The following is a 17,044-nucleotide window of genomic DNA, read 5'->3' on the forward strand; positions in this document are numbered from 1 at the left end:
CACGATCCGACACCATCTACGCAGGCACAGACCAAATCCAGCGCAACATCATCGCTGAACGCGGATTAGCTATGCCACGAGAACCAAGAGGGTGACGATAAATCCGGCGACGCGATTGTGTGAATTAATGAAGAAACTGCAGAATTGAAACGAGGAGAATAGAGATGCCGCTCGATCCGCAGCTTGAGGCCATGTTCGCCAATCAGCCGGAATGGCCGCCGATACGGAACATTCCCGTACCCGTATTGCGGGAATCGGTGCGGTCGAGTTCGATCCAGTTGCCGCCGCCGCAGGTGTCGTTGGCGTCGGTTTCCGACCGCACGATCCCGGGACCGAACGGTGAAATACCGGTGCGCATCTATACGCCAGAGGGGAAAGGGCCTTTCCCGGTCACTGCCTATTTCCATGGCGGCGGGTTCGTCGTCGGCGATCTCGACACGCAGGACATGATCGCGCGCGGACTGGCGGCGGGCGCGGAGACCATCGTGGTGTCCGTGGACTATCGCCTGGCGCCCGAGCACAAGTTTCCGGCGGCGTTCGAGGATTGCTGGGCCGCGACCCAGTGGGCGGCGGCGAATGCGGCCGAACTGGGCGGCGACCCTGCCCTGATCGCCGTTGCGGGAGACAGCGCGGGCGGCGTGCTGGCCAGCGCCTGCGCCCTCCTGGCACGCGACGCCGGCGCGCCGCGCATCGCCGCGCAGATCAACTGGTATGGCCCCGGCATCCATCCGATTCCGGAAGAAGGTTCAGCCCTTGAATTCGCGAACGGCCCCGTGCTTCGCCTGGAAGATGCCCATTATTTCTGGGAACTGCACATCAAGGACGAAAGCGATTATGATGATTTTCGCGCCAGTCCGATGAAGGCCGAGAGCCACAAGGGCCTCGCGCCAGCCTTTATCGCCGCCGCCGAGTGCGATCCCATTCGAGACGCGGTGGAAGCCTATGGCCCGGTGCTGGAAAAGGCCGGGGTGGAAGTCGAAGTGAAGCGCTATCCGGGCATGGTCCACGGTTTTGTTTCATGGCTGGGGTTCCTGCCGGGCGCGCAGGAAGCGATGGCCGACGCATGCGCTTTTGCCAAGAAGCAGTTCGCCGCCGCGCGCCAGACTGCGTGAACCATATGAGGCGAAGGGCGGCGCCGCGAGGCTGGAGCCGCCCTTCGGCCAAGGATGATCATATTCAAGTGATCGCCATGCCGGACTTGATCCGGCGCCCGTTTCTTATCTGACGCTGACGATGTAGCGGGACCCCGGATCAAGTCCGGGGTGACGGAAAGGGGCGGATGCGTCCGTAAGACGATCACAGTCTGAACAGTCCGCGACGGCTCTTGGCCCCGGCCGCTACTGGCCGCCGATCAGCGCGCGGGCGTCGGCTGATCCGTCAAGCAAGCGATTTACGCGACGCGCCACCTTCCATTCCTTGCCCATGCGTATGAGATGCCAGCTATTGGCGGAGGCGCGATGGGCCTCCCAGCTATCGCCGGACTTGCGGAAGACGACCGAATAGGTCCGGGCGGTCGCCTTGTCACCGTCAAGATCGATGACCGGCGGGCTAAGGACATGGGCTGCGCCGCCATGGATCAGCGACTGGTGGCTTTCCCCTTCCAGCAAGGCCTGGATCGCGGCGCGGCCCGAGTAGCTGCCGAACCCGCCGACTTCATAGACGCCATCCTCCGTCCAAAGGGCAGCAGCGCCCGCGCAATCGCCCGCGTCGGCCAAGGGGCCGTAGCTGGCGATCAAGTCGCGTATCGCTTCCCGATCTTCAAGGATGGCGATACGCGCAGCGAGATCGGCAGGCGCGCTCAGAGCTTTACCACCTTGCATTGCGGCACCGGATGCTCGTCAGCCTCTATCCAGCGCCAGAGGCCGGTGCCCTTGCGATGGCCGGACAGGTCGATCCAGTTGCCATAGCCCGGATCCTTGTCGGCGCAGACCAGGATGACGCTGCCATCTTCTTCATATTTGGCCTGCGCACCATTGACCCACACCTTGCGGTTCACATGGTCCATGGATTCCATCCACCAATTGTCGATCTGGAAGTTCCAGAAGCGGCACTGGGGCGGCTTTGCGGTGATGACAAGCGCCTGGTCAGGGGCAAGATCATAATAGATGTGCCCATACCAGATTTTCGGATCGCCACCGGCACGCTGATAGACCGACTGTTCCTTGCCCTCATAAAAGCGGTTGGGCTGTTCCATGAACCATTGCGACCAGTCGGCGAAGGTGTTGGCCGTGCCGCGCACCCAAGCGGCGGCACCGTTCAACTGCGCTTCGATCGTTTCCGGCGCCAGAATCGCGGGCACGGCGGGCCCTTCGCTGATCCGTTCGATGCGCACATCCGCTGCGACTTCCGTCCGCTTGTCATTGAAGGTCTGGCGAATGATGAGCAAGGTCGTGTCATCCGCCATCGGAAGCCAGTTGCCCGGCTTTTTCGTCTTGCTGACAATGATCTCGAAGCTGCCGTCCGGCCCAAACTGCATGTCGGCAAGCTCGATCTCGCCGGTCGAGGCCATGGTGCCGTCGATAGCGTAGCGATTCGCCTTCGATCCTATCGAAAAATAGGGAACGCTGTTCCGCTTGCCGGTGATGCGATATTCGCGATCGCCCCGAACCACGATCTGCTGATAGAGATTGTCCGGATTGTCGGCGCCGATCTTGATCGCGTCGTCGGTCAACAGGAAGATGCGGGGGAAATCCGGATCGCTGGAATCGACCAGCATGTTGAGCGCCGTGCGGGTCAGTCGGGAAAGATACCGCAGTCCTTCCGCCTGATCGATCGCCGTTCCCGGCGCAGTGGAACGATCCAGAACTTCCCCAGCCTGCGCCAGTTGATCGCAGAAATTCCGCCAAACTGCCGACAACCGAATGTCACCTGCTGCCTCTTCGGCCATCATTCTCTCCAACATGCGTATCAGTTGATCTGGCTTACGCCATTTTCAGGCGCTAAGACAGAGATTGTCTCACATAAATGCGTAACGTGAAAGGGGTTGAGGATGACCGCACTAGCCTTCAGTTTCACCAAGATCATCGTCGGGGATCTTGCCGCTGCCGAACGTTTCTACACAGAACTCTTCGGCCTTGAGGTGGTGCGTTATCTCAACCTTGGCGAAGGCGAAGAGTTGATGAACGAGGTTATCCTCAAGACCGCTGGCGCTCAGCCGCCCGCGCCCAACTTCATCCTGGTCAGCTATCCCAACCGGACGCCCCCTGCCACAGGAGAGGCGACGACGGGCTTCGTCGTAGATGATCTGGACGCGACGCTGGAAAAGGCGACTGCTGCCGGTGGATCGATCGAGGTCGCCGCGACCGACATCCCCGAACATGGCTTGCGTGCTGCCTATATCATCGATCCGCAGGGCCACCGGGTCGAGTTGTTGCAGACCATGAATGCCTAGAGCATGATCGGGTTGGATTGATCGGCCCCGGAGGCGGTCCGGGGTTCCACCTCTTATCTGATGTTGCAGAGGCAGCGGGACCCCGGGTCAGGCCCGGGGCGACGTAGAGTAGCGGACGCTTGCGTGAAAGATCATGCTCTTCATCACAGTTCGTGATCGATGACGGCGCGGGTGACCTCCCCCGCCTTCAGCGCGGCGATCGCCTCATTGATCCGGTCGAGCGGCCAGATGCCGCTGATCTGGTCGGCGATGTTCAGTCGGCCGTCCCGCGCCTGCGCGATGAGTTCGGGATAATCGCGCTGCGGCAACGCGCCGCCGTTCATGGTCGCAATCACCTCACCACCCATGACGAAGCTGCCGAGCGGGAGCGCCGCTTCTGCGCCGGGACGGGACATGCCGATCAGCACGACGCGGCCGCCGCGCTTCGTGCAGCGCAAGGCGGTGTTGATGGCGCCCACCGCGCCGCTGCACTCCACCACCACATCGATGGGGCCATGGTCGCGAGCCAAAGTGGCCGCCGCAGCATCGCTGTCCTGCGCGGGGTCTGCCAGCACAAAGGCGGTGGCGCCAAATTGCCGCGCCGTCGCTTCCTTTGCAGGATTGGCATCGACGGCGATCACATTCGCGCCATTCCGCGCCGCGCCCTGGATGGCGTTGACGCCGATGCCGCCCACCCCGAAAACGGCGACGGTATCCCCGGCGCGCACTCGGCCGAGAACGCGCGAGGCGCAGACGCCCGTCGAAACGGCGCACCCGATCAGCGCCCCTTGATCCAGGGGCAGGTCATCGATCGCGAACAATTGCGACGCCTTCACCACGATTTCGCTGGCGAAGGAGGAGACATTGGCGAAAGAGGCGACCGGCTTTCCATCAAGGGTAAAGGGAAAGCCGGGCGCCATGCCCCAATTGATGTCGCAATTATGCGGCTCCCCGCGCTGGCACTCCCGGCATTCTCCGCACGGTGTTTGCGTACCCACGCAGACATGGTCGCCCACCGACCAGCCCTCTACGCCCGAGCCGAGCTCCGCGATCTCACCTGCGGCCTCATGCCCCAGCACAACCGGAAGGTTGGGCAGGTGCGGCGTCAGCATCGCTATGTCGCTGTGGCAGATGCCGGACCGCAGAACGCGGACACGGACCTCGCCCGGCCCGACGGGGCGAAGTGTCACGGTGTCACTGACGAAGAGCGACTGTCCGTCCCAAAGCGCGGCCCTCATGCGCTCAACCCCGCCAGCAGGGGATAGCGGAAGGACGGATCATCCCGATCCGCGCGGCCATTGGGTGCATCCTTGCTCATCCGTTCAAATGCTCCTTCATCAACCGGCACGATCGAACCATGATCGAAAACGAGGCTGCGATAGGTGAATTTCCATTCGCCATCCCGCCGTTCATATCGATCGAGATAGCGGCCGAGGGCGATGAAGAGCTTGGCGTCAGGGCCATGGGTGCGATGCCAGGCCTCTACATAATGTTCACCTTCGGCATGGTCACCGTCAACGACGAACAGGCTGTTGGTGATGCTGTGGCGGGTCAGGCTCCAATGCGCGGTCACTTCAGGTAGCCAGGCAACGAACGCATCGGGCCCGCCCTGAAACATCGCTCCATGATCGTCGATCGCATCATCATGATAGAGGGTTCGCACGAGAGCGAAGTCGCGGCGATCACATCCGCGACAGTAGCGCATGACGAGATCGTGCAGCGCAATCCGGTCGAGCAATGACTGCGACATATTTCTCTCCATTCCGGTCGCAAGGCCGGATTGTTATCGTTCCACGATGTCGAATAGCGGCTATCCTGCGCATAGGGGAAGCGCAAAAAGAGACGAACCGCTGTTTTTCGTAGCAGGCGGATCTGCGCAAAGGGATTTGGAGTTATCGCGGAGATCGTTTATAATTCTGGTAACCCCGACGTTAAAATATGGGGAAGAGGATGGAACCTGACAGCACCATATTCTTGTTATGTCCCTTTCGATTGCTGTGCCTGGCTAGCGGTACATCGGCGCTTATAGGGTTGAGCGTGATCCTCCTGCTGACCTGACAACATTTCCGATTTCGAATCGGAAAAATACTTGCCTTCCGCCTGCGGCAAACCCTAAGCCGTCGCCGTAAAGCCGAGACGGTAGGAATGATATGACCGAAGCTAAGGGGCCGTTGACCGACAGGGCCGAGGCAGGGACCCTTCCCGACGAAGACGTTCATGATAGCGCGAGCAGCCCGAAGCGGCGCAAGCTGGGCCTGATCCTGGGCACGGCCGCCGTGATCGTGCTGATCATCGGGGCGATCTGGTTCATACGCCACCAGACATATGGCAAATATCAGCAGAGCACCGAAGACGCCTATCTGCAGGCCGACAGCGTCACCGTGTCCGCCCGCGTGTCCGGCTATATCAGCGAAGTGCTGGTGCATGAGAATCAGGATGTGAAGCCTGGTCAACCGCTGCTGCGGATCGAAGCGCCGGATTACCCGGCTCAGGCGGCACAGGGGCAGGCGCAGATCAATCTGGCAGCGGCCAATGCCGAGAATGCGCAAGCGCTGATCGGCGAACAGGAAGCCGCCATCGCGCAAGCCCGCGCCATGCTGGCGGCGGCGCAGACCAAGGCGCGCTTTGCCGCAGCCGAGGTGGCGCGCTATGCCCCGCTTGCGGCGAGTGGAGCGGAACCGCGGGAAAAGCTGGCGACGCTTCGCACCCAGGCGGCGCAGGCGGCGCAGGATGTCGCGGCCCAGCGCGCGACGACGGCGGGCGCGGAACGGCGCATCGCCAGCCTGCAAGCGCAGATCGCCCAGGCGAAGGCGCAGGGCCAAAGCGCGCGCGCCCAGCTTGAGGCGGCGCAGCGCAATGTCCGCGACATGGTGATCCGCGCGAGCATCGCCGGGCGGGTGGGCGACCTTTCCGCGCGGGTAGGGCAGTTCGTGCAGCCGGGCCTGCGCCTCATGTCCGTCGTGCCGGTCGAACAGCTGTATCTGGAAGCGAATTTCAAGGAAACGCAGCTCGGCCTGATGCGGCAGGGGCAGCCAGCGGAGATCGAGGTCGACGCTCTGCTGGGCATGACGCTGCATGGCCATGTGGCAAGCCTTGCGCCCGGCACAGGCGCGCAATTCTCGCTGCTGCCGCCGCAGAACGCGACCGGCAATTTCACCAAGATCGTTCAGCGGGTGCCGGTGCGGATCGCGATCGATGCTGACCCCTCGGTCAAGAAGCTGCTGCTGCCCGGCATGTCCGTCGGCGTATCTGTGGACACGCGCTCGGCTCGCGAAGAGCTGGAGCGGCTCAAGAGTAACCAGCAGGTCCGGCGGGAAGCCGCCAAGTGAACGCAGCCCAGCCTGAGACAGCGCAGCGCGCGAGCGCCGCGGACTGGCTCGCGGTTGCGGCAGGCACGCTGGGCGCGATGATGGCGATGCTCGACATCTCCATCGTCAATTCGGCCCTGCCGATCATCCAGGGCGAAATCGGCGCCAGCGGGACGGAAGGCACGTGGATCGCGACGTCGTTCATCGTTGCCGAAATCGTCATCATCCCCCTGGCAGGCTGGTTGCAGCGGCTGTTGGGGCTGCGCAATTTCCTCATCATCGCGACGATCGGCTTTGTCCTCTTTTCGATGATCTGCGGCATGGCGCAGACATTGCCGGTGATGATCGGCGGGCGGATCGGCCAGGGCATCACGGGCGGCGCGCTGATCCCGACGGCGATGACCATCATCGCGACGCGGCTGCCCCGCCACCAGCAACCTGTCGGCAACTCGCTCTTTGGCGCGACCGCCATCCTGGGGCCTATCATGGGGCCGGTGCTGGGCGGCTGGCTGACCGAGAATTGGAGCTGGCACTATGCCTTCTTCCTCAATCTTCCGGTCGGGCTTGCGCTGCTGCTTTTGCTGTTCGTCGCATTGCCACATGAGCGGGCGCGGCTGGACCTTATCGGCGAGGCGGACTGGCTGGGCGTGTTCGGCCTGATCCTTGGGCTCGGCGGACTTACCGTCGTGCTGGAGGAAGGCGAGCGGGAACAGTGGTTCGAATCCTCGACGATCATCTGGCTCACCATCACGGCGGTCGCGGGCTTTGCCATGCTGCTGGCGGGGCAGATGCGTTCGGAGCGGCCAGTGATCCGGCTGCGGCTGCTGCTCGACCGGCAGTTCGGCGCGGTGTTCATCATGGCGATGATGATCGGCATGGTGATCTACGGCACATCCTATGTCATCCCGCAGTTCCTGACGGCGATCGCGCATTATAACGCGCTGCAATCGGGGCAGATCGTCCTGCTTTCCGGGATACCGATGGTGCTGATGATGCCGTTCATGCCATGGGCGATCCGGACCGTGCCGATCCATCTGTCGGTGCTGGTTGGACTGGCCCTGCTGATCCTCAGCACCTATATCGAAACGTCGCTGACATCGGCGTCGACTGGCGCCGACTTCGTCGATTCCCAGCTGATGCGCGGGGTCGGCACCATTTGCGTCATGATGTTCCTGAATCAGGCTGCCATCCGGTCGGTGCCCACGTCGCTGGCCGCCGACGCGTCAGGCCTGTACAACGCAGCGCGCAACCTGGGCGGTTCCTTCGCGCTGGCGGGTATCGCGGTCATGCAGGATCAGCGCTTGTGGCTCCACAGCCGCCGGATGGAGGAAAACCTCGCCGCCAACGGGCTTGGCCTGCAAAATTATGTGGACATGCAGGCGCAGGCGCTTGGCGGGCATGAGGCAGCCTACCGCATGATCGAGCAAGGCATTTATACGCAGGCGCTGACCATGACCTATATCGACCTGTTCTGGATGCTGATCATCGCCATCCTCTGCACCGCGCCGCTCGTCTTCTTCCTTCGCCCATTGCCACAGCATGCCGCACCCGTGGCCGCCCATTGAGATCGCCGATGCGTAACCGATCCGCCATTGCCTTCATCCTCCTGCTGGCCACGGCCTGTACCGCTGGCCCCGACTATCGGGGGCCACAAGAGGCAGCCCCTCCCCCGCCGCCAAACTTCGTCAGGGGCAATGCCGACGGCAAGCCGGTTGACGGTGCCAGCCCCTGGTGGACGAGCCTGGGCGATCCGGTTCTCAACCAGTTGATCGACCGCGCGCTGAGCGGCAATCCGCGTCTGGACGCTGCTGCCGCCCGTATCCGGCAGGCGCGCGCCACGCTTCGGCAAAGGCGGGCGGATGAATTGCCGACGATCAACGGATCAGCCATTTATGCAAAGGCGCGTTTACCCGGGCAGTCCGAGGACGGGGGCGCCACCACATTAGACCTTTACAATCTGGGTTTCGACGCGAGCTGGGAGCTGGATCTCTTCGGCGGCTCCCGCCGCGCGGTCGAGGCAAGCCGGGCCGATGTGGCGGCAAGCGAGGCAAGCCTGGAAGACGCGCGCGTCAGCCTGTCGGCGGAAGTGGCGCAAAGCTATGTCGATCTGCGGGACCGGCAGCAGCGGCTTGCGCTGGGCGCAGAGGCCCTGGCCTTGCAGGATGAGGAAGTCGCCCTCACCCGGCAGCGGTTCGAGCGCGGGACGATTGCGCGCGGCGACTTGCTGCAACGGGAATCCGACAGGGACGGAGCGCGGGCGAGATTGGCGCCGATGCGGGCAGAAATCGATTCGCTGAAAGACAAGCTGGCGGTGCTAACCGGCGGCGCTCCGGGTTCACTCGACGGCATGTTGGATGCGCCGATGCCCCTACCTTTGCCGCCTGCGCAAGTCGCGGTCGGTGATCCAGCTGCGCTGTTGCAGCGTCGCCCCGACATCAGGGCAGCGGAACGCAAGCTGGCGGCGCAGACCGCGCGGATCGGCGTGGCGGACGCGGCGCGCTTTCCGCACATCAGTTTCCTCGGGCTGATCGGCCTCGGTGGATCATCGCCGGAAGATTTGGTCGACCTGGACAAGTTCACGGTGGCGGCGGTGCCGCGGATCAGCTGGTCTTTCCTCGACTTTGGCAAAGCGCGGGCGCGGATCAATGCGGCGGAGGCGCAGCGGGACGAGGCGGCGGCGGATTACCGGGCGGCCGTGCTGGGAGCGTTGCAGGATGCGGAGGGATCGCTGGCGCGGTTCCAGCGGCAGCGCGAGAGCCTGGCGGATCTAGTGCGGGCGGAGCAACAGGGGAAAGCGGCGGCCGAACTTGCGCGGCAGCGGAGCGAGGCGGGGACGATTTCACGCATTAATTATCTGGAAAGCCGCCGTTCGCTTTTGAACGCTTCGCAGGCGCGGGTCCAGGCGGCGGCGGCGTTGACCAGCAGCTTTATCAGTGTTGAAAAAGCTTTGGGGCTCGGTTGGCAGGGGGTGGGCACCGCTGAACCTTCTAAATAGTTGCGAATAAGAAACGAAATAGGAGAGTATGGATGAACGCGAATTATGCGCGGGGTTGCCGTCGCCTGGAAGGCAAGGCCGTCGTGGTGGCGGGCGCCTCCACCGGCATTGGCCGGGGCACGGCCTTGCGGCTGGCGGCGGAGGGCGCGACCGTCGCCGTGGCCGCGCCGGCGGGTGAAAAGGCAAAGATCGACAGCCTGGTCGAGGAGATCAACGCGATGGGCAGTCGGGCTGTTGGCTATGCATTCGATGCCACGGATGACGCGTCGGTCGCGGCGTTGATCGACGGCGCGGCGAGCAGCTTTGGCGGCATCGACGCGGTCCATGCCAATTTTGCTGACCTGCGCGTGCTGATGTCGGACAGCGATGCGCTCACCGTGACCGAAGAGGTGATGGAGCGCACGCTGGACGTCAATTTGAAGGGCATGCTGCGGATCACGCGCCATGCCGTGCCCAAGCTTCTGGAACGCGGAGGCGGCGCGATGATCTATACCTCGTCAGCAGCGGCCATCGCGGCGGAGCCGGTACGTCCCTGCTATGCTATGGCAAAGGCCGGGATCAACGCGCTGGTGCGTCATGTCGCAAGCGGCTGGGGCCAGCAGGGCATCCGGGCCAATGCGATCATGCCGGGCCTGATCATCACGCCAGAGCTTCGCCAGACGATGCCGACCGATTTCCAGCAGGAGGTGCTGGCAAGGGGCCGGTCTCCGCGTCTGGGCGAAGTGGAGGATATCGCGGCGATGGTGGCGTTGCTTGTGAGCCAGGATGGCGAGTGGATCAGCGGCCAGTGCATTGCCGTGGATGGGGGATCGACGGTTAATTAGACGTCGACTCCGGTAGATGCCATTCCCCCTCCCGCAGGCGGGAGGGGGTCAGGGGGTGGGTTAGCGCCACCTCGGACTTGTTCTTCAAAGGCTTGCGTCGAAGCTCGCTTCGCTCGCGCTCACCCCTAACCCCTCCCGCCTGCGGGAGGGGAATGTTGGGGGTGATCAGAAGGCGATCTTGGCGTCGATGCCGTAGGAGATCGGCTTGTTGAACGTCGCACCGGCAAAACCCAGGGCACCGAAGTCGATGCCGTAGACAAGACGCTGCTGGTTCAGCAGATTGTCGCCCCAGACGCCTACGTCGAGCTTGCCGCTGCCAAGGTCGATGCCTTCCACAGACAGGCGTGCCTTGACGTTGGTCTGGCTGGGCGAGACGATCTGTTCGTTGAACGGCGCGGTGTTGTCGAGCGCGTTGAAGTAGATCTTCGAGCGGTAGGAATAGTCGCCACGCAGACGGACTAGCGTGTCGCCACCGCCGATCGGGTGCGAATATTCAGCGCCGACATGGACGTTCCACTTTGGCGTGTAGAGCGGTCGTGCCTCGTCAGCGACATCGAGAACCGTGTTGGTGCCCGGATCGCGGAAGAGGAACGTCTTGTAGTTATGCTTCACATAGCCGACCGAACCGTCGATCTGGAAACCCTGGAACGGCGCTGCGGTCAGTTCCGCTTCGAAGCCCGACAGGCGCACCTTACCCGCGTTCACGATCAACGAGGTGGCGCCGCCGCTGCCCGCGGCGAACTGCTGGACCTGAAGATCATCATAGTCCGTCATGTAACCAGCGAGGTTCAGGCGCAGGCGGTTGTCGAACCACTGCGACTTGATACCGGCCTCGTAAGAGGTGGCTTTTTCCGGATCGAAGCCGTTGATGGTGCCGCCGCGCGGGTTGATGCCGCCCGAACGATAGCCGGTCGAAACGCGGCCATAGAGCATCACGTCATCCATGACCTCATAGGACACCGACGCCAGCCAGGAGAAATTGTCGAAGCTGCGGCGGCCACGCTGCACGGGGAAAACATCCCCCGCGAGATAGATGGTCTTGTCGTCAGCGGTATGGCGGCCACCGAGGGTCACTTCGAGCTTCTCGTCCAGCGAGGCAGGCTTCCAGCTCACCTGACCGAAGAGCGCCATCGACTGCGACGTGCCGCCGAAGGCCTGAACGGGCGTCGCATTGATGCCGACCGTTGCGAGGCCGGGGTTGGCCGCCGCTACTGCGGCACCCGTGCCGACGGGGAAGCCGTAGAAATCAAGGGCAGCAGGCGGCGCCAAAATCGTCAATGCCTGCTGGTTATATTCCGACGATTTTTCGTAGAAATAATACATGCCGAGCAGGTAGTTGAAGTCGCCGACCTTACCGAGCGCCTGGAATTCCTGGCTGAACTGCCACTGTTTCTGCGGTGCATTGTTCCCGGTGTAGGGAACGACATCCTGGACGGAAACCAGCGTCGGCGAGGTGAAGTCCACGACTGGACCACGCAGTACACCGTTACCCGACAGGTTCAGGATCGTGTCCTGGAAGAACTTGCGGTATCCGGTAATCGACTTCAGTGTCAGTTCCGGAATGGCGTCATAGTTGATGGTCAGTGCATGACCATGAACGCGGGTCTTGCTGCCGTAACGGAAATCGCCATTGCGGTCGGTGAAGCCCGCCTGCTGGACCGTGCCCTGACGATCCGGGCTGACGAGGAACGGCGCGCCGCCGAAGCTGGGCGACTGCGAATAATAATCCTGCGCCTGTGGCGTCGCCGCGACGATCTGGAAGAAGGCAGGCGTGCCCTTCCGGTTGTCATAGTCGAAGCTGTAGTTGACCGTGACGTCGCCGAGGTCCGCCTGCAGGCCGATGGCGAGCGAGTCCGCGTTGAGCGAGCCGGGGTCCTGCCGGGCGGGCGTCAGGATATTGTCCACGTAGCCGTCACCTTCACGATGCTGGTAGGCGATAGACGCCTTCAGCACGTCACCGAGGATATAGCCGGTGTCGAGGCGCGCGCGCGCGTACCATTCGTTGAAGCGGCCGTAGCCAGCCTTGGCCGTGACGGCCATGTCATTGGCGGGCTTCTTGGTGATCAGCTGCAGCGCGCCGCCGATGGTGTTGCGGCCGAACAGCGTGCCCTGCGGACCGCGCAGAACTTCGATGCGCTCAAGGTCGATAAGGTCGAACACGGCACCAGCCGCGCGAGCGAGGTAGACGCCGTCGAGATAGACGCCAACGCCCTGTTCCGACACGGCGGAAGGCTCGTTGTTGCCGATGCCGCGAATGTAGATGGTCGCGGCCGAAAGGCTGGACGGCTGCTGTTCGATCGTGATGTTCGGCGCGAAGTTCGGCACGTCCGTCGGATCGGAGATATTCTGCCGTTCGATGAAGTCGCCGCTGAGCGCGGTCACAGCTACGGGAACGTCCTGCAGCGTTTCAGCGGAACGGCGCGCGGTCACGACAATGTCGCCCAGGCTCGTCGAAGGCTCTTGCGCGGCGGAAGACTGTTCCTGCGCGTTTGCGGATACGGAAAAAGGAACGAGAATTGCGGTGACGCCCGCAAGCAACATGGATTTCATATATCCTCCCAAACACAGTTGTTCTTCGTCAACAGTGCGGCATTTATCGTTGTCGGCGCGCTTTACACCGGAAAAAGCGCCTGTTGAGCCCGAACATGAAGAAACATGTCCGATGCGGTTCCGTTAGTCGCAATTATCGCTTACATCAACCCGCTAGTTGCAATCTGCGTAACATATAACGTTTATGTCTACGCTGTTGCATAATCCCAACAGTGAGTGGATGCTCAGGAAGGCGCGCCCAGCAGGCGTGATGCTGGGGTTTCCGCGTGGCGGACGAGCAGCTTCTGGACGAGAAGACCCTGCGGAATGCTGGGGTCCTGCGATCCGGGCAGCCACAGCACTGCCTTCGCAGGGAAAGCCCTTTCGGTCCAATTGGTTGTGAAGTCGATGGATACGCCTGCTATGTCCTTGGCGAGGCTGCGCGCCCAATCAGTGACTGCGGAGCGCAAGTCGACATGTTCGGCACTGTCCTGAACCAGCAAGGCTGTGCGCAGGCCGTCAGTCGCAGCGCGCGGTCCGGAGGACAGGATTACTTCCTCCACGCCAGCGGGGGCGATCACGGATCGGTCCATGAAACGTTCTTCGTCGGCGGTCATGATTTCGCCCACTGGCCCCGCCATCAGCGCCGCGGCGGCTTCTATATCGTCGGACCAGAATTCGCTGATGGTGTCCCAGCCGAAGGCCTGCGTCCCGATGACATGGTTGCGCGCATAGGCCGAAAAGGGGAAATGGCCGATCGCCAGAGGAACATGATGATCCTCATAATAAAGCTGGAAATCTTCACGGGTGCTGCCGGGCTTGTGCGCCAGGGCGCAGATGGATTTGGTCATGCTGCTGCACTCTTTCCAGATAGGGTGGCGACAATCTGCTCTGCCGCCGCGTAGGGATCAAGCTGCCGCGTTTCGACGCGGTGCATGATGGCGTCGCCGCTTATGCTGACAGCGCGATCCGCAAGAGCGTCGCGCACCAGCGAAAGAACTTGCTCGCGGGCGCGCATGCGGCTGCGGCTTATGAAGTCGCCATGGCCGTCCAGCCAGGCGCGGTGAGCGGCGATGGCGTCAACGATGGCATCCGCCCCCTCACCCTTTGCGGCCACGGCGCGCAGCAGGGGCACGTGCCAGCGCTGGTCCGTGACGGTTTGCGCGCGCAGGTGGAGCATCAATTCCATCTGGCGGTGGGTCGCGTCATAGCCGTCCCGGTCGGCTTTATTGACGACGAAAATGTCGCCTGCCTCCATAAGACCCGCCTTCACCGCCTGAATCTCGTCGCCAAGGCCGGGCACCGCGACGATGACGGTCGTGTGGGCGAGGTTCACGACGTCGATCTCATCCTGGCCCACGCCCACGGTTTCCACGAGGATGATGTCATAGCCCATGGCATCGAAGACGAGGCAGGCGTCATGGGTGGAGCGGGACAGGCCGCCCGCCTGACCCCGCGTGCCGAGCGAGCGGATGAAGACGCCCGGATCAAGCGCGTGACGGCTCATGCGGACGCGGTCGCCCAGGATGGCGCCCCCGGTAAAGGGACTGGAGGGATCGACGGCAATGACGGCGACGCGCTGGCCACGCTTGCGCCATTCAGTGACGAGCGTGTCGGTGAGGGTGGACTTGCCAGCGCCGGGCGGGCCGGTGACGCCCACCACCTGCGCTCGGCCTGTTTGCGGATAGACGGCAGCGAGCACCTCCGGCCCGCGCGGGTCGCGATCATCGAGCCAGCGGATGGCGCGCCCGCCTGCCGCGACTTCCCCGGCAAGAAGGCGGTTCGCGACATCCGCCGCGCGCTGCATCATCAGGCGGCATCCTCCGCCAGCCGCTGCGCCCACCAGCTTTCGAGATAGGCGACGATGTCGCGCGTGTCCGAACCCATGGTGAAGATGCGATCAACGCCCGCCTGTTCAAGGATCGGCTTGTCCTCTTCGGGGATAACGCCGCCCGCAACGAGCAGCTTGTCACCCGCGCCCGCTTCGCGGAGCAGGCGGGCGAGCTTGGGCAGGCTGCGGGTGTGACCGGCGGACAGGGTGGAGATGCCGACGACGTCCACATCCTCCTGCACCGCGGCGGCGCAGACCATTTCCGGGGTTTGCTTGAGGCCGGTGAAGATCACCTCCATCCCCGCTTCGCGCAAGGCATGGCCGATGACGGTGACGCCGACGGTGTGCGTGTCCATGCCAAGCTTGGCGAGCAGGACGCGCAAGGGGCGCTTGAATGTGGTCATGCTGGTCAGATTCCCATCAACTGGCTATCGGCGCTGTGGACGCCGAAGACGTCGCGCATCGCGTTGCAGATTTCGCCATGCGTGGCGTAGAGCTTCACCGCCTCCAGGCAGGGCGGGACCATGTTCGCGCCGGTGCGGGCAGCTTCGCGCACCTTTTCCAACGCGGCATCGACGGCGGGCTGGTCGCGGCGGGCCCGCAGATCGCGGACCTTGCGGATCTGCTCCTCCTCCATCGCTTCGTCGAGGCGGAAGATTTCGATTTCGCGCGCCTCATCCTCGCGGGTGAGGTGGTTGACGCCGACCCATTTGCGGCGGCCCTCCTCAATATCCTTGTTGCGCTCATATTGTTCGCGGCCGAGCGCGCGCTGGATATAGCCGGTCTCGATTGCTTTCAGCGCGCCGCCCATGGCGAAGACCTTCTCCATCTCCGCGAAGGCGGCGTCTTCCATCTGCTTGGTCAGGGTTTCGACATAATAGGAGCCTGCGAGCGGATCGATCGTTTCGGCGACGCCGGTTTCATGGGCGACGATATGCTGGATCGCAGCGCCGACGCGGATGGCGTTTTCGGCTGGCAGGGCGTGGGCTTCGTCATAGAGAGGGGTGGTCATCGCCTCCCCCGCTCCGCCGAGCGCGCAGGCGGTCGCCATGATGCCGAGCCGCGCGATGTTGTTCAGCGGCTGCTGGAGGGTGAGCGCGATGGTGGTGGGCGATGTCATCATGCGGATCTTGAGCGCTTCGGGCTTGGTCGCGCCGTAACGCTCCTTCATCAACCGCGCCCAGCATTTGCGGAAAGCGCGCAGCTTGCAGACGCCCTCGAAGAAATCCATGTCCACATTGACGACGAAGTGATTGATGTACGGCGCGACCGTGTCGATATCGAGCCCGCGTTCCAGCACCGCGTCGATATAGGCGCAGGCGATGGCGAGCGAATAGGCGATCTCCTGCACCGGGTTTGCCTTGGCGGGCTGAAGCTGGGCAGAAATGATCGAGATCGGCGCCCAATTGGGATGGTTGCGGATGATATATTCGATGCAGTCCGTCGCGATGCGCAATCCATGTTCGGGCGGATATATGTAGCGGCCGACGCAGGTATATTCGATCAGGATACCGTTCACGATGTGGAGGACGAAATCCTTAGGGTCCACGCCCTTCTTTTCCAGCGCGGCGATGATCATGGCGAGGTTGACAGGCTGCGGCGCGTTGCAGACGCTCATCAGATATTTGAGCTTGTCGAAGGGCAGGTCGAAGGCTTTTTCCAGATCTTCCAGGCTATCGAGCGCCATCCCTGCCCGGCCGACTTCGCCCTCCACGATGGGATCGTCGCTGTCATAGCCGTTGGTGGTGGCGAGATCATATTCGAGGATGAGGCCGGAGAGGCCCTGGTCCAGCATGTAGCGGGCGCGCTTCGCCCAATCCTCGCCCTTGCCGAAGCCGGTGACCTGGGTCATCGTCCAGAAATCAGTGCGGTGGCCGTTGGGGCGGGTCGAACGCGTATAGGGATATTCGCCGGGGAAGCCGAGATCTACGCTGTAATCGAAGCCGACCGCGTCGAGATCTGCGGGCGTGTAGAGCGGTTTGATCGGCCATTTGAGCGCCTGCGTCACGAACGGGTCGCGGCGCTCGGGGCGGTCGCCCATGGCGGGGCCGCGTGTTTCCCGCTGCCAGCGCGCTTCTTCCTGAGCGATCGGGTTTGTGGCAGGCGTGATGGGTCCGGTCGGGCGATTCATGGGGGCACTCTCCTTGACTCTATTGCTATGCGGCGGCCGCGGGCGCGCTCAAGGTT

At 63.1% G+C, this 17,044-nt stretch carries 15 protein-coding genes; 6 read left to right on the forward strand and 9 right to left on the reverse strand.

All coding sequences use genetic code 11. From position 1 onward, the window contains the following. Positions 1–164: 164 nt before the first annotated feature. The gene (locus SPHS8_RS15205; protein WP_097092943.1) at positions 165–1,112 is read left to right on the forward strand and encodes an alpha/beta hydrolase; all 948 of its coding nucleotides are present in this window, start codon (positions 165–167) and stop codon (positions 1,110–1,112) included. Positions 1,113–1,337: 225 nt separating this feature from the next. On the opposite strand, the gene SPHS8_RS15210 is transcribed toward SPHS8_RS15205, so the two are convergent. Further along, positions 1,338–1,820: a nuclear transport factor 2 family protein gene (locus SPHS8_RS15210; RefSeq protein ID WP_201516286.1), complete on the reverse strand. Its 483-nt coding sequence runs from the start codon at positions 1,818–1,820 to the stop codon at positions 1,338–1,340. Beyond that, complete coding sequence (locus SPHS8_RS15215; RefSeq protein ID WP_236575194.1) at positions 1,799–2,902, reverse strand: DUF1214 domain-containing protein; 1,104 nt, start codon at positions 2,900–2,902, stop codon at positions 1,799–1,801. The genes SPHS8_RS15210 and SPHS8_RS15215 overlap by 22 nt, the downstream gene beginning before the upstream one ends. Before the next feature lie 87 nt (positions 2,903–2,989). Between SPHS8_RS15215 and SPHS8_RS15220 the strand changes: the two genes are divergently transcribed. Further along, positions 2,990–3,391 (forward strand): VOC family protein, encoded by a 402-nt coding sequence (locus tag SPHS8_RS15220; RefSeq protein WP_201516288.1) that lies wholly within the window; start codon positions 2,990–2,992, stop codon positions 3,389–3,391. Positions 3,392–3,534: 143 nt separating this feature from the next. On the opposite strand, the gene SPHS8_RS15225 is transcribed toward SPHS8_RS15220, so the two are convergent. Both SPHS8_RS15225 and SPHS8_RS15230 read right to left on the reverse strand, forming a co-directional pair. Continuing rightward, positions 3,535–4,608, reverse strand: a complete 1,074-nt coding sequence (locus tag SPHS8_RS15225; RefSeq protein WP_201516289.1) for an alcohol dehydrogenase catalytic domain-containing protein — start codon at positions 4,606–4,608, stop codon at positions 3,535–3,537. After that, a complete protein-coding gene (locus SPHS8_RS15230; RefSeq protein ID WP_201516290.1) occupies positions 4,605–5,120 on the reverse strand; it encodes a nuclear transport factor 2 family protein in 516 nt (171 codons plus the stop codon). Before SPHS8_RS15230 ends, SPHS8_RS15225 begins: the two co-directional genes overlap by 4 nt. A gap of 400 nt (positions 5,121–5,520) precedes the next feature. Between SPHS8_RS15230 and SPHS8_RS15235 the strand changes: the two genes are divergently transcribed. The 4 genes from SPHS8_RS15235 to SPHS8_RS15250 are packed head-to-tail and all read left to right on the forward strand — an operon-like array spanning position 5,521 to position 10,497. Further along, entirely contained in the window at positions 5,521–6,699 is a 1,179-nt protein-coding gene (locus SPHS8_RS15235) for an HlyD family secretion protein (RefSeq protein ID WP_201516291.1), read from the forward strand. Beyond that, a complete protein-coding gene (locus SPHS8_RS15240; protein ID WP_236575195.1) occupies positions 6,696–8,243 on the forward strand; it encodes an MDR family MFS transporter in 1,548 nt (515 codons plus the stop codon). The genes SPHS8_RS15235 and SPHS8_RS15240 overlap by 4 nt, the downstream gene beginning before the upstream one ends. Positions 8,244–8,251: 8 nt before the next feature. Beyond that, positions 8,252–9,673, forward strand: coding sequence for an efflux transporter outer membrane subunit (locus tag SPHS8_RS15245; protein ID WP_201516292.1), 1,422 nt, complete (start codon positions 8,252–8,254; stop codon positions 9,671–9,673). Between the two features lie 32 nt (positions 9,674–9,705). Then, positions 9,706–10,497: an SDR family NAD(P)-dependent oxidoreductase gene (locus SPHS8_RS15250; RefSeq protein ID WP_097092950.1), complete on the forward strand. Its 792-nt coding sequence runs from the start codon at positions 9,706–9,708 to the stop codon at positions 10,495–10,497. Positions 10,498–10,662: 165 nt separating this feature from the next. On the opposite strand, the gene SPHS8_RS15255 is transcribed toward SPHS8_RS15250, so the two are convergent. The 5 genes from SPHS8_RS15255 to SPHS8_RS15275 form a co-directional block, all read right to left on the reverse strand. After that, entirely contained in the window at positions 10,663–13,047 is a 2,385-nt protein-coding gene (locus tag SPHS8_RS15255; protein WP_236575196.1) for a TonB-dependent receptor, read from the reverse strand. A gap of 224 nt (positions 13,048–13,271) precedes the next feature. After that, entirely contained in the window at positions 13,272–13,877 is a 606-nt protein-coding gene (locus tag SPHS8_RS15260; protein ID WP_201516293.1) for an EthD domain-containing protein, read from the reverse strand. Beyond that, positions 13,874–14,836: a methylmalonyl Co-A mutase-associated GTPase MeaB gene (gene meaB, locus SPHS8_RS15265; RefSeq protein WP_201516294.1), complete on the reverse strand. Its 963-nt coding sequence runs from the start codon at positions 14,834–14,836 to the stop codon at positions 13,874–13,876. Before meaB ends, SPHS8_RS15260 begins: the two co-directional genes overlap by 4 nt. Further along, a complete protein-coding gene (locus SPHS8_RS15270) occupies positions 14,836–15,261 on the reverse strand; it encodes a cobalamin B12-binding domain-containing protein (RefSeq protein ID WP_097092952.1) in 426 nt (141 codons plus the stop codon). Before SPHS8_RS15270 ends, meaB begins: the two co-directional genes overlap by 1 nt. A gap of 5 nt (positions 15,262–15,266) precedes the next feature. Further along, entirely contained in the window at positions 15,267–16,988 is a 1,722-nt protein-coding gene (locus SPHS8_RS15275; protein WP_201516295.1) for a methylmalonyl-CoA mutase family protein, read from the reverse strand. Positions 16,989–17,044 lie beyond the last annotated feature (56 nt).

It is taken from the genome of Sphingobium sp. S6 (assembly GCF_905120495.1).
Classification (GTDB): Bacteria; Pseudomonadota; Alphaproteobacteria; order Sphingomonadales; family Sphingomonadaceae; genus Sphingobium; species Sphingobium agri.

Coding starts and splice junctions, on each gene's coding strand:
- SPHS8_RS15255 (WP_236575196.1), bottom strand. CDS start 13,047: ATGAAATCCATGTTGCTTGCGGGCGTCACCGCAATTCTCGTTCCTTTT.
- SPHS8_RS15270 (WP_097092952.1), bottom strand. CDS start 15,261: ATGACCACATTCAAGCGCCCCTTGCGCGTCCTGCTCGCCAAGCTTGGC.
- SPHS8_RS15205 (WP_097092943.1), top strand. CDS start 165: ATGCCGCTCGATCCGCAGCTTGAGGCCATGTTCGCCAATCAGCCGGAA.
- SPHS8_RS15230 (WP_201516290.1), bottom strand. CDS start 5,120: ATGTCGCAGTCATTGCTCGACCGGATTGCGCTGCACGATCTCGTCATG.
- SPHS8_RS15210 (WP_201516286.1), bottom strand. CDS start 1,820: ATGCAAGGTGGTAAAGCTCTGAGCGCGCCTGCCGATCTCGCTGCGCGT.
- SPHS8_RS15275 (WP_201516295.1), bottom strand. CDS start 16,988: ATGAATCGCCCGACCGGACCCATCACGCCTGCCACAAACCCGATCGCT.
- SPHS8_RS15260 (WP_201516293.1), bottom strand. CDS start 13,877: ATGACCAAATCCATCTGCGCCCTGGCGCACAAGCCCGGCAGCACCCGT.
- meaB (WP_201516294.1), bottom strand. CDS start 14,836: ATGATGCAGCGCGCGGCGGATGTCGCGAACCGCCTTCTTGCCGGGGAA.
- SPHS8_RS15250 (WP_097092950.1), top strand. CDS start 9,706: ATGAACGCGAATTATGCGCGGGGTTGCCGTCGCCTGGAAGGCAAGGCC.
- SPHS8_RS15235 (WP_201516291.1), top strand. CDS start 5,521: ATGACCGAAGCTAAGGGGCCGTTGACCGACAGGGCCGAGGCAGGGACC.
- SPHS8_RS15215 (WP_236575194.1), bottom strand. CDS start 2,902: ATGTTGGAGAGAATGATGGCCGAAGAGGCAGCAGGTGACATTCGGTTG.
- SPHS8_RS15245 (WP_201516292.1), top strand. CDS start 8,252: ATGCGTAACCGATCCGCCATTGCCTTCATCCTCCTGCTGGCCACGGCC.
- SPHS8_RS15225 (WP_201516289.1), bottom strand. CDS start 4,608: ATGAGGGCCGCGCTTTGGGACGGACAGTCGCTCTTCGTCAGTGACACC.
- SPHS8_RS15220 (WP_201516288.1), top strand. CDS start 2,990: ATGACCGCACTAGCCTTCAGTTTCACCAAGATCATCGTCGGGGATCTT.